The organism is Sphingomonas sp. CROZ-RG-20F-R02-07 (assembly GCF_022662335.1).
GTDB lineage: Bacteria > Pseudomonadota > Alphaproteobacteria > Sphingomonadales > Sphingomonadaceae > Sphingomonas.
Map to the genome: position 1 here is coordinate 279,893 of NZ_JAKNQJ010000002.1, position 24,115 is coordinate 304,007.

Below are 24,115 nucleotides of genomic sequence, written 5' to 3' on the forward strand. Positions count from 1 at the left end.
GTCCGTGCGAGCGGGCAAAGCGCGTGGCATGAAGCGCAAGACCGGCCAGGACCGCGAAATCACCCGCCAGTGGCACCCTGCGACGCAGGCGATCCGCGGCGGCACCGCCCGCAGCGAGTATGGCGAAACGTCGGAGGCGTTGTTCCTCACCTCGGGCTATGCCTATGATTGCGCGGGCGACGCCGCCGCGCGTTTCGCGGGCGAGCAGGCGGGAATGACCTATTCGCGCCTTCAGAACCCCACGGTCGAGATGCTCGAGGAGCGGATCGCGCTGCTGGAGGGGGCCGAGGCGTGCCGTACGATGGCGAGCGGCATGGCCGCGATGACGGCGGCGCTGCTGTGCCAGCTCCAGACCGGGGACCATCTCGTCGGCGGCCGCGCCGCCTTCGGCTCGTGCCGCTGGCTGACCGACACGCTGCTGCCCAAATTCGGCATCGGTACCACGATCGTGGACGCGCGCGACCCGCAGGCGTTCATCGATGCCGTCCGGCCCGAGACCAAAGTGTTCTTCTTCGAGACGCCCGCCAACCCCACGATGGACATCGCCGATCTGGCCGCGGTGTGCGCGATCGCGCGCGAACGCGGGATCGTCACCGTGGTCGACAACGCCTTCGCCACGCCCGCGCTGCAGCGGCCGATGGATTTCGGCGCGGACGTGACGGCCTATAGCGCGACCAAGATGATGGATGGGCAGGGCCGCGTGCTGGCCGGCGCGGTGTGCGGGACGAGGGATTTCATCGACAACACGCTGCTGCCCTTCACGCGCAACACCGGGCCGACGCTATCCGCGTTCAACGCCTGGGTGGTGCTGAAGGGGCTGGAGACGCTCGACTTGCGCATCCGCCGCCAGTCCGAGAACGCGATGGCGGTGGCGAGCTTCCTCGAACAGCGCGTGCCGCGCGTGCTCTATCCCGGCCTCGCCAGCCATCCGCAGCATGCGATCGCGGCGCGGCAGATGCTGGGCGCCTATGGGCCGATCCTTGCGATCGAGGTGCCCGGCGGGCGCGCCCAGGCGCATGCGCTGCTCGACGCGCTCGAACTCGTCGATATCTCGAATAATATCGGCGATTCGCGCTCGCTGATGACTCACCCGGCCTCGACCACGCATGCGGGCGTCGCCGAGGACAAGCGGCTGGAGATGGGCGTGACCGAGGGGCTGCTGCGCCTCAATGTCGGGCTGGAGGATGTGCGCGACACGATCGCCGATCTCGACCAGGCGCTGACGGTCGCGGGGCTGTGAAGGCGCTCTTTCCCCATGCGCAGACGACGCGCGGGGTGACGGTGCGCGTGTCGGTCAGCTATCTGCCCGAGCAGTCCGAGCCCGATCGCGGCCGCTGGTTCTGGGCCTATCACGTCCGCCTCGAAAACGACGGTGCGGGCGCGGTGCAGTTGCTGACGCGGCACTGGGTCATCACCGACGGCCGCGGCGCGCGCCACACCGTGGAGGGCGAGGGCGTGGTCGGCGAACAGCCGCTCGTCGAGCCCGGCGCCAGCTTCGACTATGTCTCGGGCTGCCCGCTCGCCACGCCGACGGGCGCGATGCAGGGCAGCTATCGCATGGTGGACGAGCGCGGCGACGTGTTCGATGTCGAGATTCCGCGGTTCGCCCTGCTCGCGCCTGCGGTGACCCCGTGAAACGGACTCACCTGCCGCTGAACGGGATGCGAGTCTTCGATGCGGCGGCGCGGCACCTGTCGTTCACGCGGGCGGCGGACGAACTCGCGGTCACGCCTGCGGCGGTAGGGCAGCAGATTCGCGCGCTGGAAGATACGCTGGGCGTGGTCCTGTTCCGCCGCACTACGCGTGGGCTGGAACTGACGCCCGAGGCGGAGGGTGGCCTGCCGGCACTGCGCGGTGGGTTCCTCCAGTTCGAGGAAGCGGTGCGCGCGATGCAGGCGGGGCAATCGTCCAAGTCGCTGACGATCGCGGCGCCGCGCGACGTGACCGAGAAGTGGCTGATGCCGCGGCTCGCGGCGATCGCGGCGGCGGATCCCGATCTGCGCTTCGTGTTGCTGAGCGCGGACGAGGGCGTCGATTTCACCGAAGCCAATCTCGATCTGGCGATCCGCTGGGGCGAGGGACCGGGCGGGCATGAGGGCGAGGCGATTGCCTCCGAAGGCCTGGTGACGGTCGCGCGGCCGGGTGGCGCGGATGCGGCCATTGCCTGGATCGGCGGGCCGGACGAGGCGGCGGCGCTGGTGCATGTCGCCGATGCGGGGTTGGCGATCGACGCGGCGACCGCGGGGCTGGGCCGGGCGACGGTGCCGGAATTGCTCGCCGCGCCCGATCTGGCTGCGGGACGGCTGATCGCGATCGGCGAACCGCGCCCGTCGCGCAGCGGCTATTGGCTGGTCGCGCCGCTGCCGCAGTGGCGCCAGAAGAAGGTGCGCGCACTGGTGGATGCGCTGACGGGCTGAACCTCCGGGGCGAGGCCGCGTGGGGCGTGGTTCACGCGGAGGCGCGGAAGTGGCGCGCGTTCGGGAGTGCTCGCTCTAACCGCCGGTGATCGGAGCGGGATGACGACCACTTGATCCCATCACCCACTCCGTTCGTGCCGAGCTTGTCGAAGCACGCTTTGCGCATCCGTGCGTTTGCGTATGGCACAGGCCCTTCGACAGGCTCGGGGCGAACGGGGTGAGGTAAGGTCCCGATGGTGCGCCAGGCGCACCTGCTCCGCGTCCTCCGCCTGACCACATCCATCAGCGCGATAGCAATCCCGCCTAGTTCTTCAGCTTCCACCCGCCGCGAAGGGCGGCATAGACCACGCCGCCCAGCACCAGATCGGCCACCAGGATCGCCACGCCGCCCAGCATCACGGGCGAATCGGCGATGCCGAGAAAGCCGTAGCGAAAGCCCGAGATGATGTAGAAGAACGGGTTGAGGTGGCTCGCTACGCGGAAGGCGGGGGCCAGCCGGTCGACCGAATAGAAGGTGCCCGACAGCAGGGTGAGCGGCGCGATCACGAAATTCTGCACCGCGGCGGCATGGTCGAACTTGTCGGCCCAGATCGAGGTGAGGATGCCGACGAGCGCCAGGAACACCGACCCGAGCAGCCCGAACCACAGGATCGCGAACGGCGCATGCGGCGTGACGTGCACGCCCGGCCAGATCGCCATCGCCAGCCACACCGCGGCGCCGACGCAGAACGCCCGCGTCACCGCGCCCGCCACGAGCGCGAACAGCAGTTCGGCGGACGAGAGCGGCGGCATCAGATAATCGACGATCGTGCCCTGGATCTTGCCGACGAGCAGCGAGAAGCTGGAATTGGCGAAGCTGTTCTGCAGCATGCCCATCACGATCAGGCCGGGCGCGATGAAATCGGCGAACGGCACCTGATAGCCGCCGACGAAGACCGGCCGCTTGCCCCCGGTGGCGACCGTGAAGATCACCAGATAGAGCAGCGTGGTGATGGCGGGCGCCCACACCGTCTGGAGGTGGACCTTGAAGAACCGGCGCACCTCCTTGATATAGAGCGTACGAAGGCCGCCCCAGTTCACGTTGCGGATGACGGGCACGCCGGGGGCGGAACGCACCGCCGACTGCAATTCGCCGATTTGGGGTTGGCTGCTCATGAAGATGGGCGGTAATCGCTGCCGCTGCCGCCCGCAAGGCGACGAAAGACGAGGAATGACGACGATGTCGTGGACGGACGAGCGGATCGATACGCTCAAGACGATGTGGGAGGGCGGGCAGACCGCGAGTCAGATCGCCGAGGCACTTGGCGGCGTCAGCCGCAACGCGGTGATCGGCAAGGCGCACCGGCTGGGCCTCCAGTCGCGCCCGTCGCCAGTGAAGTCGAACGAGCCCGAGGCAAAGCCGGTCGCGGCCGAACCCGCGCCGCCGCCGGTCGTGGTGCCACCCCCGCCACCCGAACCCGAGCCGGAACCGGTCCGCGCCGCGCCGGCGCCGGTCGCGGCACCCCCCGCCGACGAGGACATGGACGCCGAGGAGCCCGCACCCGTGCGGCCCCCGCAACCGATCCTCCGCTCGGTCGGCCCCGGCGGCTTCCTGCGCCAGGCGCCCGGCGAGCAACAGCCCCCCAGCACGCCCGCGCCGCCGCGCCGTCTCGTGCCGGCCAAGCCCTCGGCCGACATGGCGGGCAAGACGAGCCTGCTCGATCTGAACGATCGCATCTGCAAATGGCCGCTCGGCCATCCCGGCGAGCCCGATTTCCATTTTTGCGGCGACAAGGTGAATCCGGGCTTCCCGTACTGCGTGGATCATTGCGGCCATGCCTATCAGGCGCAGCTCCCCCGCCGCGACCGCCGCCCGCCGCCGCCGCTCCCGTTCGGCGGACCGCGCGTACGGTAAAGCCCAAGGCTTTGCCGACGCATAGCGGCGGTCCGCCTGGCCGGCGCGGCCGAAAGCCGCGTCCGACATCATGGGCTTTGCCCATGATGCGTGGTGGAGAGCCCGTGGCACCCCTGTTCCCCGGCGAAGGCCGGGGCCAGTTGGGGAACATGCGTAACTGAGCGCCGCCCGTCGTCGCTCTGGCCTTCCCACCTGGGCCCCGGCCTTCGCCGGGGAACTGGATCGTCCTTGCCCGCCTCACCAAAAGGCGGTCGCGCTTGCTCTCGCACCGCGCGTACCCCATACGTTCGCGCATGGTCGAAGATCTGTTTGCTGGTTCCAAATCCACACCCGCCTATGACGCATCGTCGATCGAGGTGCTGGAGGGGCTGGAGCCGGTCCGCCGCCGCCCCGGCATGTATGTCGGCGGCACCGACGAGCGCGCGCTGCACCATCTGGCGGCCGAGGTGCTCGACAATGCGATGGACGAGGCGGTCGCCGGCCATGCGACGCGGATCGAGATCACGCTGGAGCCCGGCAACCGGCTGACCGTGGTCGACAATGGCCGCGGCATACCGGTCGATCCGCACCCCAAATTTCCCGGCAAGTCGGCGCTCGAGGTGATCCTGTCGACGCTCCATTCGGGCGGCAAGTTCGCGGGCAAGGCCTATGCCACCAGCGGCGGCCTGCACGGCGTGGGCGTGTCGGTGGTCAACGCGCTGTCGTCCGACACGGTGGTGGAGGTGGCGCGCGACCGGCAGCTCTATCGCCAGCGATTCGCGCGCGGGCTGACGCTCGGGCCACTGGAGACGGTGGGCCCGACGCCCAACCGCCGCGGCACCTCGGTCGCGTTTACGCCCGATGCCGAGATCTTCGGGCCCGAGCTGAGCTTCAAGCCGCAGCGGCTCTACCGGCTCGCGCGATCCAAGGCGTATCTGTTCGCGGGCGTCGAGATCCGCTGGCATTGCGCGCCCGACCTGCTCACCGACGATACGCCGGCCGAGGCGGTGTTCCAGTTTCCCGGCGGCCTGGCCGATCACCTGCGCGAGCAGATCGCCGGCCGCGAATGCGCGACCGCGGATTTCTTCGCCGGGTCGCAGGATTTTCCCAGGACCGACGGTGCCGAGCAGGGGCGCGTCGAATGGGCGGTCGCCTGGCCGCTGTGGAGCGACGGATCCTACAGCTGGTACTGCAACACCATCCCCACGCCCGATGGGGGCACGCACGAACAGGGGCTGCGTCAGGCGCTGGTGCGCGGGCTTCGCGCCTTTGCCGAGCTGGTGCACCAGAAGAAGGGCAAGGACATCACCGCCGACGACGTGATGGTCGGCAGCGAACTGATGCTTTCGGTCTTCATCCGCGAGCCGCAATTCCAGAGCCAGACCAAGGACCGGCTGACCTCGCCCGAGGCGGCAGGACTGGTCGAAAAGGCGGTGCGCGACCATTTCGACCATTGGCTCGGCCATAATATGGAGCGCGGCAAGGCGCTGCTGGGCTACGTCCTCGAACGGATGGACGAGCGCCTGCGGCGCAAGCAGGAGCGCGAGGTCAAGCGCAAGACCGCGACGTCTGCGAGAAAGCTGAGATTACCCGGCAAGCTGACCGATTGCTCGGCGGACGACCCCAAGGGCACCGAACTCTTCATCGTGGAGGGCGATTCGGCCGGCGGCTCGGCGAAACAGGCGCGCGACCGCAAGACGCAGGCGATCCTGCCGATCCGCGGCAAGATCCTGAACGTGGCGTCTGCCACCAGCGCCAAGATCTTCGCCAATCAGGAGATCGCCGACCTGACGCTCGCGCTCGGCTGCGGCACGCGCAAGGACTGTACGCCCGATACGCTGCGCTACGAACGGATCGTCATCATGACCGACGCCGATGTCGACGGCGCGCACATCGCCACGCTTTTGATGACGTTCTTCTTCCAGGAGATGCCCGATCTCGTCCGTCGTGGGCATCTCTATCTGGCGCAGCCGCCGCTCTATCGCCTGACGGTGGGCGCGAAATCGCTCTATGCGCGCGACGACGCGCACCGTGCCGAGCTGGAGCGCACCGCGTTCAAGGGCAAGAAGGTCGAGGTGTCGCGCTTCAAGGGGCTGGGCGAGATGAACCCGATCCAGCTCCGCGAAACCACGATGGATCCCAAGACGCGCTCGATGATCCGCATCACGCTGCCGCAGGAATATGAGGAGCGCGCGGGCGTGAAGGATCTGGTCGATCGGCTGATGGGCACGAACCCCGCGCACCGCTTCGCCTTCATCCAGGAAAACGCCGCGCGGATGGACGAGGAGGCGATCGACGCGTGAGGTGTTGATTCGCGGGTGCGATCGCCCGTATTGAACGGCTTCGGGGCGGTCCTCCACGGGCCGCCCTTTTCGTTTCGAGGAAGGAAGCGCCCGTGGCCATCACCCCGCTCATGCCCGTCTATCCGCGGTGCGGCGTGCGTCCGGTGCGCGGCGAGGGCTGTCACCTGATCGGCGAGGACGGCACGCGCTATCTCGACATGGCGGCGGGCATCGCGGTCAACGCGCTGGGCCACGGCCATCCGCATCTGGTGAAGGCGATCGCCGAACAGGCCGCCACGCTGATGCACGTCTCCAACCTGTACGGCAGCCCGCAGGGCGAGGCGCTGGCTGAGCGGATCGTCGCCAACAGCTTCGCCGACACGGTGTTCTTCACCAATTCGGGCACCGAGGCGGTGGAATGCGCGATCAAGACCGCGCGCCGCTTCCATTTCGCGGAAGGCAATCCGCAGCGCCACACGATCATCACGTTCGAGAACGCGTTTCACGGGCGGACGATGGGCGCGATCTCGGCGACCAACCAGTCCAAGATGCGCGACGGCTTCGAGCCGCTGCTGCCCGGCTTCGCCTATGCGCCGTTCAACGATCTGGCGGCCGCCTTGGCGCTGATCGACGACGAGACCGCCGGCTTCATGGTCGAGACGATCCAGGGCGAGGGCGGCGTCTCGGTTGCCACGCCCGAATTCATCCAGGGCCTGCGTCGGGTGTGCGACGAGCATGGCCTGTTGCTGATCCTCGACGAGGTGCAGTGCGGCTATGGCCGGACGGGCAAGATGTGGGCCTATGAGCATTACGGCATCGAACCCGACATCATGCCCATCGCCAAGGGCATCGGTGGCGGCTTTCCGCTGGGCGCCTGCCTCGCCACCGAACGCGCGGCCAAGGGCATGGTGATCGGCACCCACGGCTCTACGTATGGCGGCAATCCGCTGGCGATGGCGGCGGGGCAGGCGGTGCTCGACGTGATGCTCGAAGACGGCTTCCTCGCGCAGGTCGAGGCGATGGGCGAGCGGCTGCGCGGCGGGTTGGAGCAACTGATCCCCAATCACGACCATGTGTTCGAGGGCGTGCGCGGGCGCGGGCTGATGCTGGGGCTGAAGCTGAAGGCGGGCGTCGAGCCGCGCGATTTCGTGGCGCATGCGCGCGACAACCATCAGTTACTGCTGGTCGCGGCGGGCGGGAACGTCGTGCGCATCCTGCCCCCGCTGGTGATCGACGAGCGCCATGTCGTCGAATGCCTCGACAAGCTGGCCACCGCCGCGCGCGTCTATGTGCCGGCGGCGGACGACTGAGAACGACAGGCTCCGATGCGGGGAGCGACGAAGCGGACCGTCGCGAGCGGGCGCCGCCGGGCAGGGCGGCGTGATCCCCGGTCGTCATGGGGGGAGAATTGAGATGCGCCATTTCCTGAACCTGTCCGATGCGGGGCCGGACGGCATCGCGGCGATGCTGGCCGATGCAATCGATCGCAAGGCCGCGCGCGCCGGCTGGCCCAAGGGGCGCGCCGATGCCGACGCGCCACTCGCCGGCCATACGCTCGCGATGGTGTTCGAAAAGAGCTCGACCCGCACCCGCGTGTCGTTCGACATGGCGATCCGTCAGCTCGGCGGATCGAGCATCGTCATGGATGCCGGCACCATGCAGCTGGGACGCGGCGAAAGCGTCGCGGATACCGCACGCGTGCTGTCGGGCTATTGCGACGCGATCATGATCCGCACCGACGATCACGCCAAGCTGGACGAGATGGCGCATCACGCCGGCGTCCCCGTCATCAACGGGCTGACCGATGCCTCGCATCCCTGCCAGATCATGGCCGACCTGTTGACGATCGTGGAGCGCGGCAAGGCGCTGCCCGGCCTGAAGGTTGCGTGGCTGGGCGACGGCAACAACGTGCTCGCTTCGATCGTCGAGGCCGCGGGGCTGATGCATTTCGACGTGGTCGCCGCCTGCCCGCAGGGGTTCCAGCCCGAGGAGGAGGCGGTGATCGCCGGCCGGGGGCGTGCGCGGATCGTCGCGGATCCGCGCGAGGCGGTGGAGGGCGCCGACATCGTCGTCACCGACACCTGGATCTCGATGGGCCAGGCGCATGCCGACACGAAGCTGGCGGCGATGATGCCCTATCAGGTGACGCCCGCGCTGATGGCGGCGGCCAAGCCCGATGCGGCGTTCCTCCATTGCCTGCCCGCGCATCGTGGCGAAGAGGTGACGGCGGACGTGATCGACGGCCCGCAATCGCTGATCTGGGCGGAGGCGGAGAACCGGCTCCACGCGCAGAAGAGCGTGCTGCGCTGGTGCTTCGGCCAGATCGGTTGATCGGGGAGCGTATCTCCCTATCTCCGTCATGCCCGCGAACGCGGGTATTCCGCTGCTCGACGCGGCGGTGAAGGAAGAAGCGGGATCCCCGCTTTCGCGGGGATGACGGATGGACGGACCGATTACCGATGACACCGATCGCGCGCTCGGCTTCGCGATCCCGCTGCGCCATGCGCGGGGGCGGATCGTTCGGCTGGGGCCGACGCTCGACACGATCCTGTCGGCGCACGCCTATCCGCCCGCGATCGAGGCGCTGCTCGCCGAGGCGCTGACCTTGTGCGCGCTGATCGGATCGACGTTGAAGGACGCCGCCGGCCAGTTGACGATGCAGACGCGCAGCGACAGCGGCGTCGTCCAGTTGCTCGTCTGCGACTATCGCGGCGGCGAGCTGCGCGGCTATATCCAATATGACGCGGACAAGCTGGCCGAGGCGCCCGAGAACCCCACGCTCTTCGCGCTGTTCGGCCAGGGCTATCTCGCGATCACGTTCGACATGGAAACCAGCGGCGAGCGCTATCAGGGCATCGTACCGCTCGACGGCGAGACGCTGTCGGCGGCGGCACAAAGCTATTTTATCCAGTCCGAACAGATCCCCAGCCTCGTCCGCGTCGGTATCGACAAGCGCGCCGACGGCACCACGATCGCGGGCGGCCTGTTCCTCCAGCATCTGCCCGAAGGCGAGGATGGCCGCGAGCGGCTGCACACCAAGCTCGATCATCCCGAATGGGAGCATGTCGCCGCCCTGGGCCTCACCATGGGCGCGGACGAGCTCGCAGCGCCCGAGATCGCGCTCGAAACGCTCGTGTGGCGGCTGTTCAACGAGGAGGATGTCCGCGTGCTCGCCACGACCGGGCTGGCGCGCGGGTGCCGCTGCACCGCCGAGCATATCGCGGGCGTGCTGGCCAAGTTCGGCGTCGAGGAACGGCGCGAGATGGCGGATGCGGACGGCATGATCCGCGTCGACTGCGCCTTTTGCGCCAGCGTCTTTCCGGTGCCGGCGGAGGAAGTGGGCGTTTCGTAACGCGTCCTTTACCTTCCTCTGCAACAGAGGGGTGGTGCTTTCGGCACGCTTTTCTCCCAATCGGCCGCAAGGCCTGCCTTAGGCCGCCACCGTGCGGCCCTTTTTTTGTTTGCGATGGCGGCGGAGCGGGCCTAGCGGCGTGGGGATCATGACATCTCCCAAGCTCCTTGCGGTCGCGCTCGTGTCGGGCGGGCTCGACTCGATGGTGTCCGCCGCCTCCGCGGTGGCGGACGGTTACCGCCTGCTCGCGCTCTCGGTCGATTACAACCAGCGCCACCGGGTCGAACTCGCCGCCGCGGCGCGCGTCGCCGAGGCGATCGGTGCCGAGCGGCACATCGTCCTGCCGCTCGATCTGTCGGCATTCGGCGGCTCCGCGCTCACCGCCGACATTGCGGTGCCCAAGGAGGGCGTGCAGCCGGGCATCCCCGTCACCTATGTGCCCGCGCGCAACACGATCTTTCTCAGCCTCGCGCTCGGCTGGGCGGAGGCGGCTGGGGCGCACGACCTGTTCATCGGCGTCAATGCGCTCGATTATTCGGGCTATCCCGATTGCCGGCCCGAGTTCATCGCCGGCTTCGAGGCGCTGGCCGAACTGGCCACCAAGGCGGGCGTCGAGGGCGAGCCCTTCCGCATCCGGGCGCCGCTGCAGATGATGAGCAAAGCCGATATCGTACGCGAGGGGCAGCGGCTCGGGCTCGACATGGGGCTGAGCTGGTCGTGCTACGATCCGACGCCGGCGGGCGAGCATTGCGGGCTGTGCGACAGCTGCCGGCTGCGCGCGCGCGGCTTCGAGGAAGCGGGCGTGGCCGATCCCACGGTCTACGCCGTTCGGCCGGATTGAGGGCCCCGTGAGCTATGCCGTCAAGGAGATGTTCCTGACGCTCCAGGGCGAGGGCGTGAACGCCGGCGCCCGCGCGGTGTTCGTGCGCTTTGCCGGTTGCAACCTGTGGTCGGGCCGCGAACAGGACCGCGCGACCGCGATCTGCCGCTTCTGCGACACCGATTTCGTCGGCACCGATGGCCTAGGCGGCGGCAAGTTCGCCGATGCCGCCGGGCTGGTCGCCGATGTGGTGCGACACTGGGGCGATGGCGGTACGAACCGATTCGTCGTGCTCACCGGGGGCGAGCCGATGCTCCAGATCGACGATGCGCTGGTCGATGCGCTCCACGCCTCCGGGTTCCGGATCGCGATCGAGACCAACGGCACGTTGCCGGCGCATCCGGGGATCGACTGGGTCTGCGTCAGCCCCAAGGCGGGCAGCGTGGTCGTGCAGCGCCGGGGCGACGAGCTGAAGCTCGTCTGGCCGCAGGCGGGCAGCGATCTCGATGCGGCGGAGCGCTGGGATTTCACCCACCGGCTGATCCAGCCGATGGACGATGCGAACGGTGCGGCAAATGTGGCGGCGGCGATCGCGCTGGTGATGGACCGGCCGCAATGGCGGCTGTCGCTCCAGACGCACAAGATGCTCGGGCTGCGCTGAGCCTGAAGCGGATGGCATTGGCTTGACCGGATCACGAGATCCGTTCGTGCTGAGCCTGTCGAGGCACGCTCTCCGCAGGCGCGCCTTCGCATTCTGAACAGGCCCTTCGACATGCTCGGGGCGAACGGATCGAAGTAAGCTCATCGAACTCCGCCCCCATCTCCGCCGGTGCGGGGATGGGGGCGGGGGGCTTATTGCGACGCCACCGCATTCGCCGGCGCCGCCACGGCGACCGCGGCCGGTGCCATGGCGGGTGGCCAGTTGATCGGGCCGCACTTCTTCTCGACCCAATTGGCCTTCTTGTCCCAGCAGATCGCATCGAGCCGAGGCAGCTTCACCTGCGCGGTGTCGCGGCCGATATAGCGCGGAAAGCGCTGCTCGCCCCAGGGCGTCAGGCTGTTGCGCAGCTCGCGCATCCGCCCCTCGACCAGCGCGCCGAGCTGGCCGCGCGGCGTGAAGATCGCCTCGCGGCCGATCGAATTGGCGGTCTGGCAGAAATTATACTGCGCGTTGACCGTGGCATAGGCCGAATAGCTGCGCGTGTTGAACTGGTCGAACGCGTCCTGACCGGCCTTCTTGGTCTTGGCCATGCGCGTGTAATATTTGCTCACGCCGTCCATGGCGGTCTTCAGTTCGTCCTTGTGATCGGTGAGCAGCGCGTTGTAGTTCGACACGACGAGCAGGGTGGGCTCGAACTGGCATTGCAGCGCGGCGACGTTCAGCGCCGAACGCATCGTCCAGATCATCGCCGCGCGCTGTTCGGCGGCCGTCGCGCCCGGCATGTTGAGCCCGATATCGGCCTCGTCGCCGCGCACCGGCTGGCCGCTCATGTCGTGCGGTTGAAGAAAGAACTGGGCGGAGGCGGAATTCGCCGTCGTCGCCATCACCAATGCAGCCGATATGGCCGCCGAACGCACGTTACGCATCTTACCCTCCCCGGGAACCGGGGTGGAATCTAAGGCATTTCGCGCGACGGCCCAAATGCTTTTTAACCACGATCCGTCGCAGCGGGGGCTCGGAACGGCGCTACGCCTGCGCAACGATCCGGCGGGAATGCGGCGCACGAAAAAAGGGCCGCCCGGTCGCCCGGTCGGCCCCTTTCCGTCCGAAGACGCGATCAACCCTGGCGGGTTGATTACATCGCGTTCGTGGTCGTGGTGTTGGTGGTCGTCATGGTGCTGTTCGCCATCATGCCGCCATTGCCCATCGTGTCGTTCGCCATCATGCCGCCGTTCGACGCACCGTCGACCGCCGTCATGTTGTCCGACATCGTGTCCATGCCCTCGGTCGAGTTCATGTCGGTGACCATCGTGTTCTCGGTGGTCGTGTCGGTCTTCGGGCCGCAAGCCGAAACCGCGAGTGCCGCACCGGCGATCATCGAACCGGTCAGGACCTTGGAAATGAGTGCACGCATTGGATAGCTCCCTTGGATAGAGGATTTGGACGGCGCGGGTCGCCCCTTTAATACCCAAATCACAGTGGACATTAAACCGAAGCGCTTCCGCCCTCAAGCCTCGTTTTGTCGCGACGAAGAAAGAGTTTCGATGAAGTGGCCTGCATTGGCCGCCAGCGCCGCGTCGAACGCCGCCAGATCCGCATCCCGGCCGAGTGCGGCAAGACTGGTGACCGGGAATTCGGCGAGGCCGCACGGCACGATCCCGCCGAAATGCGACAAATCGGGCGCGACGTTCACCGCAAAGCCGTGGAGCGTCACCCAGCGCTTCACCCGCACGCCGATCGCACCGATCTTGGCCTCCGCGCCGCCGTCGCGCGTCCAGATGCCGACGCGGCCGGGCACGCTGAACGCGGTCACGCCCAGTTCGCCCAGCGCGGCGATCACCCAATCCTCGAGCGCATGGACGAACCCGCGCACGTCACGCCCCCGCCGCCCGAGATCGAGCACGAGATAGCCGACGCGCTGGCCGGGCCCATGATAGGTGTAGCGCCCGCCGCGCCCGGTCTCGACGACGGGAAAGCGCGGATCGATCAGCTCGGCGGCGTCCGCGCTGGTGCCGCCGGTATAGACGGGGGGGTGTTCGAGCAGCCAGACAAGCTCGCGCTGCTCGCCCACCGCGACCGCGGCGGCGCGCGCCTCCATCGCCGCCAGCGATTCGGCATACGGGATCAGCCCTGGGCTGATGCGCCATTCGGGATCGGCGATGGGATCGGTCACGACCACGCATCTGCGCACGAAGCGGGGCGCTTGCAAGCGTCGGGGCAAGCGTGGGGGCAAGCGTGGGGGCAAGCGCAGGGCTCGCTTTGGCACGCCGCTTCGACTAGCATGCCAAGCGAGGTCGCGGCGAAAACGGGGGCAATCGCATGGTGAGCATCGGACGGGTCTGGGACCGTACCACCGAGGTGCTCGGCGGACGCGGCGGCACGCTGGCGGGCATCGCCGCGCTCGCCATCTTCCTGCCCACGGTCGTCCGTACCGCGTTCACCGCCTATACCGCCTATGGCGCGGTCACGCCGAGCCATTCCGGGATCGTCGCGCTGATCGCGATCGTGGCGGCGTTGGCGACGATCTGGGGGCAACTCGCGATCGTGGCGCTGTCGTCCGATCCCGCCGTCACGCGCGACGATGCGACCCGGATCGCGGCGCGGCGCCTGCCCGCCGCGATCGGCATCGTCCTGCTGCTCGGCATCGCGCTCGCAGTGCTTCTCGTGCCGTGCATGGTCGCGCTTGGCGCGGCGCTCGGGCCGTCGTCGCTGGTGCTGATGCAGGCGGGCGTGATGCCCCGGATCGCGCCCGGTGCCGCGCTCTTCGTCACGCTCTATATCCTCGCGCTCGCGATCGTCTTTCTCGTGCTGGGGGCGCGGCTGTTCCTGCTGAACCCGGTGATCGTCAACGAAAGGCTCGGGCTGCGTTCGATCCCGCGCGCCTTCCGCCTGACGCGCGGGCTGACGTGGAAGCTGATCGGGCTGCTGATCCTCTATGCCATCGTGCTGCTCGTCGGGATGATCGCCGCGCAGGCGGTGGTCGGCATCGTCTTCCGCCTGATCCTCGGCGCCGGCGTCACCGCGGCGTTTCTGGGCGGGGTCGCGGGGGCGGCGGTGACCACGGCCCTGTCGGTTGTGGCCACGGTCTTCGCCTCGCAACTCTATGTCGCCGCCAGGGACGCCGCCTTCACCGAATGAAAATCGAAACGATGCGCGTCCTGCGCGATGCCTGGGCGCTGTTCCGCCGCGACGCGGACCTGTTGCTGCGGATCGCGGGGCCTTTCCTGTTCCTGCCCGCCTTCGCGCTCGCGCTGCTGGTGCCGGGTCCCCCCGCCGCCACCGCGGAGTCCGGCGCGGGCGATGCGCAGACGCTCGCCTGGATCCAGTCGGTTTCGGATTGGGCGGGCACCTATGGCGGCTGGTATGTCGCGGCATATCTGATCGGCTATCTCGGCACCGCGACGATCCTCGCGCTCTATCTGGAGACGCCGCGGCCTGATGCCGGCCAGGCGCTGCGCCGCGCGGCGCGGATCTTTCCCCGTTTCGCGCTCGCGACCGTCGTGGGATCGCTGCCGGCAGGGGCGGGGCTGTTGCTCTGGGTGCTGCCGGGCCTCTATGTGCTCGGGCGGCTGCTACCGGTGGGGCCCATCCTGCTGGCCGAGGCGCCGATCGGTGCCTGGGCCGCGATCCGGCGCAGCCTGGCGCTGACGCGCGGATCGGGGCTGGCGCTGACCGGTCTTTCCGCCTTCGCCTATCTCAGCGGCTGGCTGATCGGCACGCCGTTCCTCGAGGCGGACCGGATCCTGCGCGAGGGCGGGCAGGGCAGCCCGGCGCTGATCGCGCTGGTCGATGCCGGCGCCGCCATCGCGGCGATGGGTTCGGGGCTGGCCACCGCGCTGATCGCGCTCGTTGCCTATCGCGGGCTGACGCGGCAGCATCGTGCGCGGGAATGACGGCATGACGCGGGAGACCGGAGTGACGGACGGGGATCGGGTGACGGTGCGCCCGCGCGGCTGGCGGCTGCTGGCGGTGGCGCTGCGCACGCGCAAATCGGCGACGATGCTGGCGTTCGGCTTCTCGTCGGGGCTGCCGTTCGCGCTGCTGATCGGCACGCTGAACGCATGGCTCGGCGAGGCGAAGGTGAACCTTGCCACGATCGGCGTGCTGTCGTGGATCGGGCTGGCCTATGCGTTCAAGTTCCTCTGGTCGCCGCTGGTCGACCGGCTGGAGCTGCCGGTGCTCGGCCGGTTCGGGCGGCGCAAGAGCTGGATCATGCTGTGCCAGGCGGTAATGGCGGCGGCGTTCGTCGCGCTCGCGCTGACCGATCCGGCGACGCATCTCGGCCAGTTCGCGATCTTCGCCGTGGTGGCCGCGATCGCTTCGGCGACGCAGGACATCGCGGTCGACGCGTGGCGGATCGACGTGGCGGACGAAGCGACGCCGGTGGAATTGCTGTCGGCCATCTATCAGTTCGGTTACCGGATCGCGAGCATCGTCGGGGGCGCGTTCGCGCTGTTCCTCGCCGCGCGGATCTCGTGGGAGGCGGTGTATCTGCTGATGGCGGGTTTCGTCGGCCTGATGATCGTGGCAGCGTCACTCGCGCCCGACACCGCCCGGCCGCCGAGCGGGGCGCTGCACGCGCTGCTCGCGCAACCGGGCGAGCTGAGCCCGCGGGCACGCGCCGTCGCGCTGCTGGTCGTGGGCGCGAGTTGGGTATGGGCGATCGCGGCGATCGCGCGCTTCATGGTGGCGATGCTCGAGGAGTTGCCGCCGGGCGCTGTGCGGCCTTCGGCGGCGGATTTCATGCGCTATACCGGCCCGTGGATCGTGATCGCGACGATCCTCGTGCCGCTCGCGGTGGCGGCGACGATCAACCGGTTGCGCGCGCGGGGGCGCTATGTGCAGCAGGCGGCGGATCCGGTGCGATCGGGCGTGCGGACCTTCGCCAACCATCTCTACGGGGCGCTGATCGCGCCGCTCGCCGATCTGGTGGCGCGTCTCGGCTGGGGCGTGCTCGGCGTGATCGGGCTGATCCTCACCTATTCGCTCTGCTACAATCTCTGGTCGTCCTTCGCCTTTCCCTTCTATCTCGATTATCTTCACTACACGAAGGACGAGGTGGCGTTCGCGTCGAAGGTCTTCGGTATCGTGATGACGATCCTGGGCATCGCCACCGGCGGCTATCTGTTCGCGCGGATCGGCCGTTTTCCAACGGTGATGCTGGGCGCGGTGCTGCCGATCTTCGGCAATTTCGTCTATGCCGATCTGGCCGAAGGCGGCACGCATCTCGACATCGTGGCGCACCTGCTACGGCTCGACGTGCTGGCGAGCGCCATGGGTAGCGACGAACGGATGGTTCGGCTGTTGCTCGCGATCTCGGGGGAAAACATCGCGACGGGCATCTCGGGCGCGGCGTTCGTGGCCTATGTGTCGGGGATCGTGAGCAAGCGGTTCGCCGCCGTGCAATATGCGTTGCTGTCGTCGCTCACCTTCCTGATCGGGTCGCTCGGGCGCGGCGTGGCAGGCGAGATGTTCGATGCCTATGGCTATGCGCCGGTGTTCCGCTGGGTGGCGGCGGCGGGGTTGGTGGCGGTGCTGTTCGTCGGGCTGGAATGGTGGCGCTCGACCCGTATGGGCGCACGCGGCGAGCCGGGGCATACGGGCGAGGCGGCCTAGATCGGACGCTATCCCGTCTTCGGTGACGGAACCCTCTTTCTTGCCGCCTTAGGCGATGATCGGCCGTCCCTCGTCGGCGAAGGCCGCCGCCACCGCCGCCGCGCTCGCCAGCACGCCGTCGACCTGGCGGATGCCGAGCAGATCCGCCATCAGCAGCCGTGCCGCTTCGGGGGCGGTTTCGACCCGCGCGAGGACGGTCAGCAGCGCCTGTTCGGACGCGGTCATGCGCGCGCAGCAGCACGGCGCGATCGCGATCCGCCCCGCCGCGCTGCCCGAGACATCCGCCATCAGCGCGCGGAGCAGCAGCAGCGGCCGGCGAAACCCCTCGCCGAACGCGGTGAACAGCGCGTGCGAGGCGCGCGCGTCGCAAAGCCCGTGCGCGCCCATTCTTCGGATCGCGAACAGGGCGAGCCGCGCATCGGGGCAGCCGGGCTGGAGGTGGGGGAGGATGGCGGTGGCGGTATGCGTATCGGACATGGGGAACTCCGCTTCGGTGCCCCATGGTCGCTTGACCGTTATTGCAAGTCAATAGCAACTAGGCCGGCGGCTCGTCATTTGCGGCGAGCACCACGCCGGCGAGGTAGAGCGAGCCTGCGATCAGCACGGTGACGGGCGCGGCCGCCTTCGCGATGTCGGCCATCGCGCCCTCGGTATCCGGCGCCGTGGCCGCGTCGGTGCCGAACGACCGCGCCAGGGCGGCGAGCGATTCGGGCGCGTGATGCGCATGGCCGGGCACGGGCACCGCGATCACGCGCGAGGCGGCGGAAGCGAGCAGGCGCAGCACCGCGCTCGCGTCCTTGTTGGCGAGCATGCCGATTACCAGCGCCACGGGCTGGCCGCGCGCCACGCTGCGCAGCGTGCGCGCCACGGGCGCGGCGGCGCTCGGGTTGTGCGCGCCGTCCAGCCAGGCGGTGCTGCCCGGCGGCAGGCGGTCGACCAGCGGCCCCGACGCCAGCCTTTGCATGCGCGCGGGCCATTGCGCCCAGTCCGCCGCGGCGCGCATCGCCGCCTCGGGCACGCTCACCGCGCCCTGATGACGCAGCATCGCGAGGGCGAGGCCGAGATTGCGCGACTGATGGGCGCCCACGAGCCGCGGCCGGGGCGTCACCACCGAGAAACCCCGATCGGCATAACACAGCGTGGTCCGCGCGGCCTCGGTCGTCCAGGCGGTGCCGCGTGCATGCACCGGCGCGCCGGCCGACTCGGCGACGGCGGCGATCGCGGTGCGGATCGGGCGCGCATAGTCCATCGTCACCAGCGGCACGCCGCGCTTGGCGATCCCCGCCTTCTCGCGCGCGATCGCGGTGAGCGTGGCGCCCAGAAACGTCTCGTGATCCATGCCCAGCGCCGCGATCCCCGTCACCGCCGGCGTGACGACGTTGGTGGCATCGAGCCGTCCGCCGAGCCCCACCTCGACGATCGTGGCAGCGGCGGGCGTGCGCGCGAACGCCAGGAACGCCGCGGCGGTCGTCACCTCGAAAAAACTCGCGCCGATTCCGTCCGCCCGGTCGAGCACCTCGCCCAGCAGTGCGGCGAGCGGTTCGTCCTCGATCAGCCGCCCGGCGATGCGGATCCGTTCGTTGAAGCGGACGAGATGCGGCGAGGAATAGACATGGACCGCATGGCCCGCCGCCTCCAGCGCGGCGCGCAGGAAGGCGCAGGTCGAGCCCTTGCCGTTGGTGCCAGCGACATGGAAAACGGGGGGCAGCGCGTGCTGCGGATCACCCAGCCGCCCGAGCAGTTTGGTGATCCGCTCCAGCCCCAGCACGTCGGCGCCGGGCGACAGCGCCCAGAGCCGGTCGAGCTGCGCCTGCACGGCGGGATGCGCGGAGATGGCGTGATCGGGCATGGTGCGTCCTCCTTCGCAGATGGAGGGGAGCGGCCGCTCTATGCCGCCTGCTTCGTGCCCAGATAGCCGATCGTCCGCGCCAGCGTCTCGCGCAGATCGCGGCGATGAACCACCATGTCGAGCATGCCGTGATCGAGCAGATATTCCGCGCGCTGGAACCCCTCGGGCAGCTTTTCGCGGATCGTGCTTTCGATTACGCGCTGGCCGGCGAAGCCGATCAGCGCGTTGGGCTCGGCGATCTGCACGTCGCCCAGCATCGCATAGCTGGCGGTTACGCCGCCCGTGGTCGGGTCGGTCAGCACGACGATATAGGGCAGGCCGGCGTCGTGGAGCATCTGGATCGCCACCGTCGCGCGCGGCATCTGCATCAGCGACAGGATACCCTCCTGCATTCGCGCGCCGCCCGCCGCAGTGAAGATGACATAGGGCGCGCCGTCCGCGATCGCCGCTTCGACGCCGCGCACGAACGCCTCGCCGACCGCCAAGCCCATCGATCCGCCCATGAAGGCGAAATCCTGCACGCCGACCACCGCCGGGCGGCCGAGGATCGTGCCGCGCGCGTTGATGAGCGCGTCGCCCTCGCCGGTGGCGGTGCGGGCGGCCTTGATCCGATCGGCATAGCGTTTCGAATCGCGGAACTTCAGCGGATCCTCGGGCACCTTGGGGGTGGGCAGCTCGGCCATGCTGCCGGCGTCGAACACCTGTTCGAACCGCACCTTGGGGCCGATCCGCTCATGATGGTCGCAGCGCGGGCAGACGGAGAGATTTTCCTCCAGCTCCTTGGTGAACACCATCTGCCCGCAGCCCTTGCACTTGTGCCAGAGATTCTCGGGCGTCGTCTTCTTGGCGACGAACGGGATGGCGTTGCGGACGCTGTTGAGCCAGCTCATGCGGTTACCTTTCGGGCGGCGGCGACGGCATCCGCCAAAGTCCGGATATAGGCGCGGACGGGCCCGGCCGCATCCGCACCATGCTGCGCGACGAGCTCGACGATCGCCGAGCCGACCACCACACCGTCCGCGACGCGCGCCACGGCGGCGGCCTGTTCGGGGGTGCGGATGCCGAAACCCACCGCGATCGGCAGGTCGGTCGCCGCCTTCAGCCGCGCCACCGCTTCGTCGATCGAGGCCTGTTGCGCCTGCTGCTTGCCGGTGATCCCTGCGACCGAGACATAATAGACGAAGCCGCTCGCGCCGGCCAGCACGGTCGGCAGCCGGGCCGCGTCGGTGGTGGGGGTGGCGAGGCGGATCGGATCGATCCCGGCGGCGCGCAGCTGGGGGCCGAGCGCATCGTCCTCCTCGGGCGGCACGTCGACGCAGATGACGCCGTCGACGCCCGCGTCGCTTGCGGCGGCGGCGAACCAGTCGGCGCCGCGGCGGAGCATGGGGTTGCCATAGCCCATCAGCACCAGCGGCACCTGGGGGTGGCGCGCGCGGAAATCGCCGGCGATGCGCAGGATGTCCGCGGTGGTGGTGCCCGCGCCGAGGCTGCGGATATTGGCCGCCTGGATCGCCGGGCCGTCCGCCATCGGATCGGTGAAGGGCATGCCGAGTTCGATCACGTCGGCGCCGCCGTCCACCAGCGCGTCGAGGATCGCGGGCGTCGCGGCGGCGGTCGGATCGCCCGCGGTGACGAACGCGACGAGCGCGGGACGCGGCTTGGCGAAGGCGGCGGCGAGACGGGCTGTCATATCGCCACCCCCAGCGCCTCGGCGACGGTGAAGATGTCCTTGTCGCCGCGCCCGCACAGATTGGCGAGGATGATTTGGTCCTCGCGCATCTCTCGCGCCTTGCGCGCGACCGCGGCGATGGCGTGCGAGGGCTCGAGCGCGGGGATGATGCCTTCCGTCCGGCACAGCAATTGGAACGCGTCGAGCGCCTCGACATCGGTGGCGCTGTCATACTGCACGCGGCCGATGTCGCGCAGCCAGGCATGCTCGGGGCCGATGCCGGGATAGTCGAGCCCCGCCGAGATCGAATGCGCCTCGGTGATCTGGCCGTCCTCGTCCTGCAGCAGATAGGTCTTGTTGCCGTGGAGCACGCCGGGGGCGCCGCCCGCCAGGCTCGCCGCATGCGCCTTGTCGAGCCCGTGGCCCGCCGCCTCGACGCCCAGCATCGCGACGTCGGGATCGTCGAGAAACGGGTGGAACAGCCCGATCGCGTTCGATCCGCCGCCGATCGCCGCCACCAGCAGATCGGGCAGGCGATCGATCCGCGCCAGCATCTGCGCGCGCGCCTCCTTGCCGATCACCGACTGGAAATCGCGGACCAGCTCGGGATAGGGATGCGGGCCGGCGGCCGTGCCGATGATGTAGAAAGTGTCGTGGACGTTCGCGACCCAGTCGCGCATGCCCTCGTTCATCGCGTCCTTCAGCGTGTGCGCGCCGCTGGTGACGGGGCGGACCTCGGCGCCGAGCAGCTTCATGCGGAACACGTTGGGCGCCTGCCGCTCGACGTCCTTGGCGCCCATATAGATCACGCACGGCAGGCCGAAGCGCGCGCAGACCGTCGCGGTGGCCACGCCATGCTGGCCCGCGCCCGTCTCGGCGATGATCCGCGTCTTGCCCATCCGCATCGCCAGCAGGATCTGGCCGATGCAGTTGTTGATCTTGTGCGCGCCGGTATGGTTCAGTTCGTCGCGCTTGAACCACACTTGCGCGCCCATCCCCGCGGGCGCGGATTCGCGCAGCGCCGCGGTCAGCCGCTCGGCATAATAAAGCGGGCTGGGGCGACCGACATAATGTTCGAGCAGATCGTCGAACTGCGCCTGGAAGGCGGGATCGGCCTTGGCCGCGCGATATTCGCGGTCGAGGTCCAGCACCAGCGGCATCAGCGTCTCGGCGACGTAGCGGCCGCCGAAATCGCCGAAATGGCCGCGCTCGTCGGGCTGGTTGCGGAAGGAATTGGGGGCGTTCATGCCGGATCGTCTAGCAGTTCGGAAAGCGCTGTCACCCCTTGGCGGGCAAAGCCCGGCCGCTACGCCGCGACGGCCGCCAGAAACGCCGCGATCTTCGCTGTGTCCTTCACGCCGGGCGCGCTCTCGACGCCCGAGGATATGTCGACGGTTTCCGCGCCCGTGCGCCGGATCGCCTCGCGGACGTTTGCGGGATCGAGCCCGCCGGACAAGGCCCAGGGAAGCGGGTGGGCAAAGCCGTCCAGCAGCGACCAGTCGAACCGCACGCCCATGCCGCCCGGCAGTGCCGCGCCCTCAGGCGTCTTGGCGTCGTAGAGGATCCGGTCCGCCGCGCCGATAAAGCCGCGCGCGGCGTCCAGATCGGCGCGCGTCTTCACCGCGACCGCCGCCCATAGCGCGCGATCGAACCGCGCGCGGATCGCGGCGGCGCGGGCGGGGGGCGTCTTGTGCAGCTGCACCGCCGCCAGCCGCCCGGCCTCGATCGCGCGCGCCAGCAATTCGTCGTCGGGATCGACGAACACGCCGACGCGGTCGATATGGCCCGGCACCCTTTCGGCCAGTTGGGCGGCGCGATCGAAGGACAGGTTGCGGGGCGAGGGACTGAAGAAGACAAATCCCACATGCGCCGCGCCGCCGCCGATCGCGGCGTCCAGCGTAGCGGGGGTCGACAGCCCGCAGATCTTGACGGCGACGGTCATGCGGCCAGCGGCTTTTCGAGGACGGTGAGGAACAGCGGCGGATCAAGGGCGATCGGAAATGGCCGGACTTCGCCGGTCGGAGCATAGCCGCGGCGGGCATAATAGTCGATGAGCGCGCCGCGCATCGAGATGACGGTCATCTCCATCCGCCTGGCCTCGAACGTCTCGCGCGCGGTCGCTTCGGCGGCGGCGATCAGTCGCTTGCCATGGCCGCCCGCCTGGATCAGCGGATCGACGCACAGGAGCCCAAGATGGGCCAGGCCATGATCCGCGTGCGCGATGCGGACATGCCCGATCAGCCGATCGCCCAGCCACCCCGCCAGCAGGCGCTCCTTTGGATCGGCCAGCATCGTGCGGAGGTCGTCGAGGGTGATCCGTTCGCCCTCGGGAATGAGGTCGGCCTCGTGCGTCCAGCCCCCGCGTGACGTCTCGCCGCGATAGGCACGCTGGATCAGCGCCTGGAGCGGGACGAGATCGGTGTCGGTCGCGGGACGGATGGCGAGGTCGGACATTGGTAGCGCCGTAGCATGGTGCGCGCGGCCGGCAACTACAGCGTCGCGCCGATCGCGCGGGCGGCGGCGTCGGGATCGTCGGCGGCGGTGATCGGGCGGCCGATCACCAGGATCGAGGCGCCCGCATCGGCCGCGGCGCGGGGGGTGACGACGCGTTTCTGGTCGCCGACATCGTCGTCGGCGAGGCGGACGCCGGGCACCACGAAGAAGCCGTGCGGCCACGCCGCCCTGGCCGCGGCAACTTCCGCGCCCGAGCAGACGATGCCGTCCACGCCGCTTTCGCGCGCGAGTTCGGCGAGGCGGACGACGTGATCGTGCGCCGATCCGCCCACGCCCGTCGCCGCGAGATCGGCCGCGTCGAGGCTGGTGAGCATCGTGACGGCGACGACTTTGGTGGCGGGGGGGGCGGCGGCCTTCGCATCCTCCAGCATCGCGCGGCCGCCCGCGGCATGGACGGTGAGGATGGCGGGTTCGAGCGGCGCCAGCGCCTGCACCGCCTTGGCCACGGTGTTCGGGATGTCGTGAAGCTTCAGATCGAGAAAGATCGGCAACCCCAGCGCCGCCATCTCGCGAACGCCGGCCGGGCCGTGCGCCGTGAAGAATTCGAGCCCGAGCTTCAGCCCGCCGACATGATGGCGCACGCGCTTGGCCAGCGCCTTGGCGCGGGCGAGATCGGGCGTGTCGATCGCGACATAGATGCGGCTCGGCATGTCAGAGCAGCGTCCCGGCCGTCGGCGCCGGCCGGTCGCCCAGGTCCGCGACGATCACGGGTTCGGCGACCGGCACGGGCACCGCGATCGCGCGCGCGTCCGCGATCATCCGCTCGCAGGTGGCGAGCCGCTGGCGCAACCGCCAGCGCACCGCATGATGGTACATCAGCATCGGCAGCCAGCCGACCAGAAAGGCGACGAGCAGCAGCAGCGGCAGGTTCACGTCCGCCACCATGCCGCCCCACAGATGGATCTCCACCCGGTCCCAATTGCCATAGGTGAAGATCGCCGCGAGGAAGGTGAGCAGGCACCAAAAGAGGATCTTCAGGAACTGCATCGGCGGGGGCTCACTCCATGAAAGCGCAAAGGCTACCGCGTCGGTGCGCTTTTGGCCAGCCTCCGGGCGGCGGAA

General features: G+C 69.1%; 26 protein-coding genes. 13 read left to right on the forward strand and 13 right to left on the reverse strand.

The features are described 5' to 3' along the window. Window positions 1-28: 28 nt before the first annotated feature. From L8H00_RS05120 to L8H00_RS05130, 3 genes are read left to right on the forward strand one after another with little or no spacing between them, the layout of a single operon-like run. A complete protein-coding gene (locus L8H00_RS05120) occupies window positions 29-1,240 on the forward strand; it encodes an aminotransferase class I/II-fold pyridoxal phosphate-dependent enzyme (RefSeq protein WP_242096157.1) in 1,212 nt (403 codons plus the stop codon). Next, window positions 1,237-1,635, forward strand: a complete 399-nt coding sequence (gene apaG, locus L8H00_RS05125; RefSeq protein ID WP_242096158.1) for a Co2+/Mg2+ efflux protein ApaG — start codon at window positions 1,237-1,239, stop codon at window positions 1,633-1,635. Before L8H00_RS05120 ends, apaG begins: the two co-directional genes overlap by 4 nt. Continuing rightward, complete coding sequence (locus L8H00_RS05130; protein ID WP_242096159.1) at window positions 1,632-2,417, forward strand: LysR family transcriptional regulator; 786 nt, start codon at window positions 1,632-1,634, stop codon at window positions 2,415-2,417. Before apaG ends, L8H00_RS05130 begins: the two co-directional genes overlap by 4 nt. Window positions 2,418-2,720: 303 nt before the next feature. Here L8H00_RS05130 and L8H00_RS05135 read toward each other — a convergent pair whose 3' ends face one another. Further along, window positions 2,721-3,572, reverse strand: a complete 852-nt coding sequence (locus L8H00_RS05135; protein ID WP_242096160.1) for an ABC transporter permease — start codon at window positions 3,570-3,572, stop codon at window positions 2,721-2,723. A gap of 64 nt (window positions 3,573-3,636) precedes the next feature. On the opposite strand from L8H00_RS05135, the gene L8H00_RS05140 reads away from it, so the two are divergent. The 7 genes from L8H00_RS05140 (at window position 3,637) to queE (ending at window position 11,405) form a co-directional block, all read left to right on the forward strand. After that, entirely contained in the window at window positions 3,637-4,311 is a 675-nt protein-coding gene (locus L8H00_RS05140; protein WP_242096285.1) for a GcrA family cell cycle regulator, read from the forward strand. 293 nt (window positions 4,312-4,604) lie between these two features. Beyond that, window positions 4,605-6,593: a DNA topoisomerase IV subunit B gene (gene parE, locus L8H00_RS05145; protein WP_242096161.1), complete on the forward strand. Its 1,989-nt coding sequence runs from the start codon at window positions 4,605-4,607 to the stop codon at window positions 6,591-6,593. A gap of 92 nt (window positions 6,594-6,685) precedes the next feature. Then, window positions 6,686-7,882 (forward strand): aspartate aminotransferase family protein, encoded by a 1,197-nt coding sequence (locus L8H00_RS05150; protein ID WP_242096162.1) that lies wholly within the window; start codon window positions 6,686-6,688, stop codon window positions 7,880-7,882. A 103-nt stretch (window positions 7,883-7,985) separates the two neighbouring features. Then, window positions 7,986-8,903, forward strand: coding sequence for an ornithine carbamoyltransferase (gene argF / locus L8H00_RS05155; RefSeq protein ID WP_242096163.1), 918 nt, complete (start codon window positions 7,986-7,988; stop codon window positions 8,901-8,903). Window positions 8,904-9,012: 109 nt separating this feature from the next. Further along, window positions 9,013-9,924, forward strand: a complete 912-nt coding sequence (locus L8H00_RS05160; protein ID WP_242096164.1) for an Hsp33 family molecular chaperone HslO — start codon at window positions 9,013-9,015, stop codon at window positions 9,922-9,924. Between the two features lie 148 nt (window positions 9,925-10,072). After that, entirely contained in the window at window positions 10,073-10,765 is a 693-nt protein-coding gene (gene queC, locus L8H00_RS05165; protein ID WP_242096165.1) for a 7-cyano-7-deazaguanine synthase QueC, read from the forward strand. A 7-nt stretch (window positions 10,766-10,772) separates the two neighbouring features. After that, window positions 10,773-11,405, forward strand: a complete 633-nt coding sequence (gene queE, locus L8H00_RS05170) for a 7-carboxy-7-deazaguanine synthase (protein WP_242096166.1) — start codon at window positions 10,773-10,775, stop codon at window positions 11,403-11,405. A gap of 191 nt (window positions 11,406-11,596) precedes the next feature. Here the strand turns inward: queE and L8H00_RS05175 are convergent, their stop codons facing one another. The 3 genes from L8H00_RS05175 to lipB form a co-directional block, all read right to left on the reverse strand. After that, the gene (locus tag L8H00_RS05175; protein ID WP_242096167.1) at window positions 11,597-12,331 is read right to left on the reverse strand and encodes a hypothetical protein; all 735 of its coding nucleotides are present in this window, start codon (window positions 12,329-12,331) and stop codon (window positions 11,597-11,599) included. A gap of 209 nt (window positions 12,332-12,540) precedes the next feature. After that, complete coding sequence (locus L8H00_RS05180; RefSeq protein WP_242096168.1) at window positions 12,541-12,819, reverse strand: hypothetical protein; 279 nt, start codon at window positions 12,817-12,819, stop codon at window positions 12,541-12,543. A 93-nt stretch (window positions 12,820-12,912) separates the two neighbouring features. Next, window positions 12,913-13,578 carry a lipoyl(octanoyl) transferase LipB gene (lipB, locus tag L8H00_RS05185; RefSeq protein ID WP_242096169.1) on the reverse strand — a complete coding sequence of 222 codons (666 nt, stop codon included), beginning with the start codon at window positions 13,576-13,578 and terminating at the stop codon, window positions 12,913-12,915. Window positions 13,579-13,724: 146 nt separating this feature from the next. On the opposite strand from lipB, the gene L8H00_RS05190 reads away from it, so the two are divergent. From L8H00_RS05190 to L8H00_RS05200, 3 genes are read left to right on the forward strand one after another with little or no spacing between them, the layout of a single operon-like run. Further along, a complete protein-coding gene (locus tag L8H00_RS05190; protein WP_242096170.1) occupies window positions 13,725-14,543 on the forward strand; it encodes a hypothetical protein in 819 nt (272 codons plus the stop codon). An 11-nt stretch (window positions 14,544-14,554) separates the two neighbouring features. Further along, window positions 14,555-15,298: a hypothetical protein gene (locus tag L8H00_RS05195; RefSeq protein WP_242096171.1), complete on the forward strand. Its 744-nt coding sequence runs from the start codon at window positions 14,555-14,557 to the stop codon at window positions 15,296-15,298. A gap of 4 nt (window positions 15,299-15,302) precedes the next feature. Beyond that, window positions 15,303-17,021, forward strand: a complete 1,719-nt coding sequence (locus L8H00_RS05200; RefSeq protein ID WP_242096172.1) for an MFS transporter — start codon at window positions 15,303-15,305, stop codon at window positions 17,019-17,021. A gap of 48 nt (window positions 17,022-17,069) precedes the next feature. Here the strand turns inward: L8H00_RS05200 and L8H00_RS05205 are convergent, their stop codons facing one another. Genes L8H00_RS05205 through L8H00_RS05245 form a run of 9 tightly spaced genes read right to left on the reverse strand, consistent with a single transcriptional unit; the run spans window position 17,070 to window position 24,040 of the window. Next, a complete protein-coding gene (locus tag L8H00_RS05205) occupies window positions 17,070-17,498 on the reverse strand; it encodes a DUF6628 family protein (protein WP_242096173.1) in 429 nt (142 codons plus the stop codon). Window positions 17,499-17,556: 58 nt separating this feature from the next. After that, the gene (locus tag L8H00_RS05210) at window positions 17,557-18,870 is read right to left on the reverse strand and encodes a bifunctional folylpolyglutamate synthase/dihydrofolate synthase (RefSeq protein ID WP_242096174.1); all 1,314 of its coding nucleotides are present in this window, start codon (window positions 18,868-18,870) and stop codon (window positions 17,557-17,559) included. 38 nt (window positions 18,871-18,908) lie between these two features. Continuing rightward, a complete protein-coding gene (gene accD / locus L8H00_RS05215; RefSeq protein WP_242096175.1) occupies window positions 18,909-19,760 on the reverse strand; it encodes an acetyl-CoA carboxylase, carboxyltransferase subunit beta in 852 nt (283 codons plus the stop codon). Then, window positions 19,757-20,560 (reverse strand): tryptophan synthase subunit alpha, encoded by an 804-nt coding sequence (gene trpA / locus L8H00_RS05220; RefSeq protein WP_242096176.1) that lies wholly within the window; start codon window positions 20,558-20,560, stop codon window positions 19,757-19,759. The genes accD and trpA overlap by 4 nt, the downstream gene beginning before the upstream one ends. Next, entirely contained in the window at window positions 20,557-21,786 is a 1,230-nt protein-coding gene (gene trpB / locus L8H00_RS05225) for a tryptophan synthase subunit beta (protein WP_242096177.1), read from the reverse strand. Before trpB ends, trpA begins: the two co-directional genes overlap by 4 nt. Before the next feature lie 59 nt (window positions 21,787-21,845). Further along, window positions 21,846-22,481: a phosphoribosylanthranilate isomerase gene (locus L8H00_RS05230; RefSeq protein WP_242096178.1), complete on the reverse strand. Its 636-nt coding sequence runs from the start codon at window positions 22,479-22,481 to the stop codon at window positions 21,846-21,848. After that, complete coding sequence (locus tag L8H00_RS05235) at window positions 22,478-22,993, reverse strand: GNAT family N-acetyltransferase (RefSeq protein ID WP_242096179.1); 516 nt, start codon at window positions 22,991-22,993, stop codon at window positions 22,478-22,480. The genes L8H00_RS05230 and L8H00_RS05235 overlap by 4 nt, the downstream gene beginning before the upstream one ends. A gap of 35 nt (window positions 22,994-23,028) precedes the next feature. After that, window positions 23,029-23,703 (reverse strand): orotidine-5'-phosphate decarboxylase, encoded by a 675-nt coding sequence (gene pyrF / locus L8H00_RS05240; protein WP_242096180.1) that lies wholly within the window; start codon window positions 23,701-23,703, stop codon window positions 23,029-23,031. 1 nt (window position 23,704) lies between these two features. After that, a complete protein-coding gene (locus L8H00_RS05245) occupies window positions 23,705-24,040 on the reverse strand; it encodes a hypothetical protein (protein ID WP_242096181.1) in 336 nt (111 codons plus the stop codon). Between the last annotated feature and the right edge of the window lie 75 nt (window positions 24,041-24,115).

Bases quoted from the DNA above. Each gene is read 5' to 3' on its own strand.
- L8H00_RS05120 (WP_242096157.1), top strand. From the start codon at position 29: ATGAAGCGCAAGACCGGCCAGGACCGCGAAATCACCCGCCAGTGGCAC.
- L8H00_RS05140 (WP_242096285.1), top strand. From the start codon at position 3,637: ATGTCGTGGACGGACGAGCGGATCGATACGCTCAAGACGATGTGGGAG.
- queC (WP_242096165.1), top strand. From the start codon at position 10,073: ATGACATCTCCCAAGCTCCTTGCGGTCGCGCTCGTGTCGGGCGGGCTC.
- parE (WP_242096161.1), top strand. From the start codon at position 4,605: ATGGTCGAAGATCTGTTTGCTGGTTCCAAATCCACACCCGCCTATGAC.
- L8H00_RS05200 (WP_242096172.1), top strand. From the start codon at position 15,303: ATGACGCGGGAGACCGGAGTGACGGACGGGGATCGGGTGACGGTGCGC.
- L8H00_RS05205 (WP_242096173.1), bottom strand. From the start codon at position 17,498: ATGTCCGATACGCATACCGCCACCGCCATCCTCCCCCACCTCCAGCCC.
- L8H00_RS05230 (WP_242096178.1), bottom strand. From the start codon at position 22,481: ATGACCGTCGCCGTCAAGATCTGCGGGCTGTCGACCCCCGCTACGCTG.
- L8H00_RS05235 (WP_242096179.1), bottom strand. From the start codon at position 22,993: ATGTCCGACCTCGCCATCCGTCCCGCGACCGACACCGATCTCGTCCCG.
- L8H00_RS05245 (WP_242096181.1), bottom strand. From the start codon at position 24,040: ATGCAGTTCCTGAAGATCCTCTTTTGGTGCCTGCTCACCTTCCTCGCG.
- L8H00_RS05210 (WP_242096174.1), bottom strand. From the start codon at position 18,870: ATGCCCGATCACGCCATCTCCGCGCATCCCGCCGTGCAGGCGCAGCTC.
- trpB (WP_242096177.1), bottom strand. From the start codon at position 21,786: ATGAACGCCCCCAATTCCTTCCGCAACCAGCCCGACGAGCGCGGCCAT.
- argF (WP_242096163.1), top strand. From the start codon at position 7,986: ATGCGCCATTTCCTGAACCTGTCCGATGCGGGGCCGGACGGCATCGCG.
- trpA (WP_242096176.1), bottom strand. From the start codon at position 20,560: ATGACAGCCCGTCTCGCCGCCGCCTTCGCCAAGCCGCGTCCCGCGCTC.
- L8H00_RS05160 (WP_242096164.1), top strand. From the start codon at position 9,013: ATGGACGGACCGATTACCGATGACACCGATCGCGCGCTCGGCTTCGCG.
- L8H00_RS05190 (WP_242096170.1), top strand. From the start codon at position 13,725: ATGGTGAGCATCGGACGGGTCTGGGACCGTACCACCGAGGTGCTCGGC.
- L8H00_RS05195 (WP_242096171.1), top strand. From the start codon at position 14,555: ATGCGCGTCCTGCGCGATGCCTGGGCGCTGTTCCGCCGCGACGCGGAC.
- L8H00_RS05175 (WP_242096167.1), bottom strand. From the start codon at position 12,331: ATGCGTAACGTGCGTTCGGCGGCCATATCGGCTGCATTGGTGATGGCG.
- pyrF (WP_242096180.1), bottom strand. From the start codon at position 23,703: ATGCCGAGCCGCATCTATGTCGCGATCGACACGCCCGATCTCGCCCGC.
- L8H00_RS05135 (WP_242096160.1), bottom strand. From the start codon at position 3,572: ATGAGCAGCCAACCCCAAATCGGCGAATTGCAGTCGGCGGTGCGTTCC.
- L8H00_RS05180 (WP_242096168.1), bottom strand. From the start codon at position 12,819: ATGCGTGCACTCATTTCCAAGGTCCTGACCGGTTCGATGATCGCCGGT.
- accD (WP_242096175.1), bottom strand. From the start codon at position 19,760: ATGAGCTGGCTCAACAGCGTCCGCAACGCCATCCCGTTCGTCGCCAAG.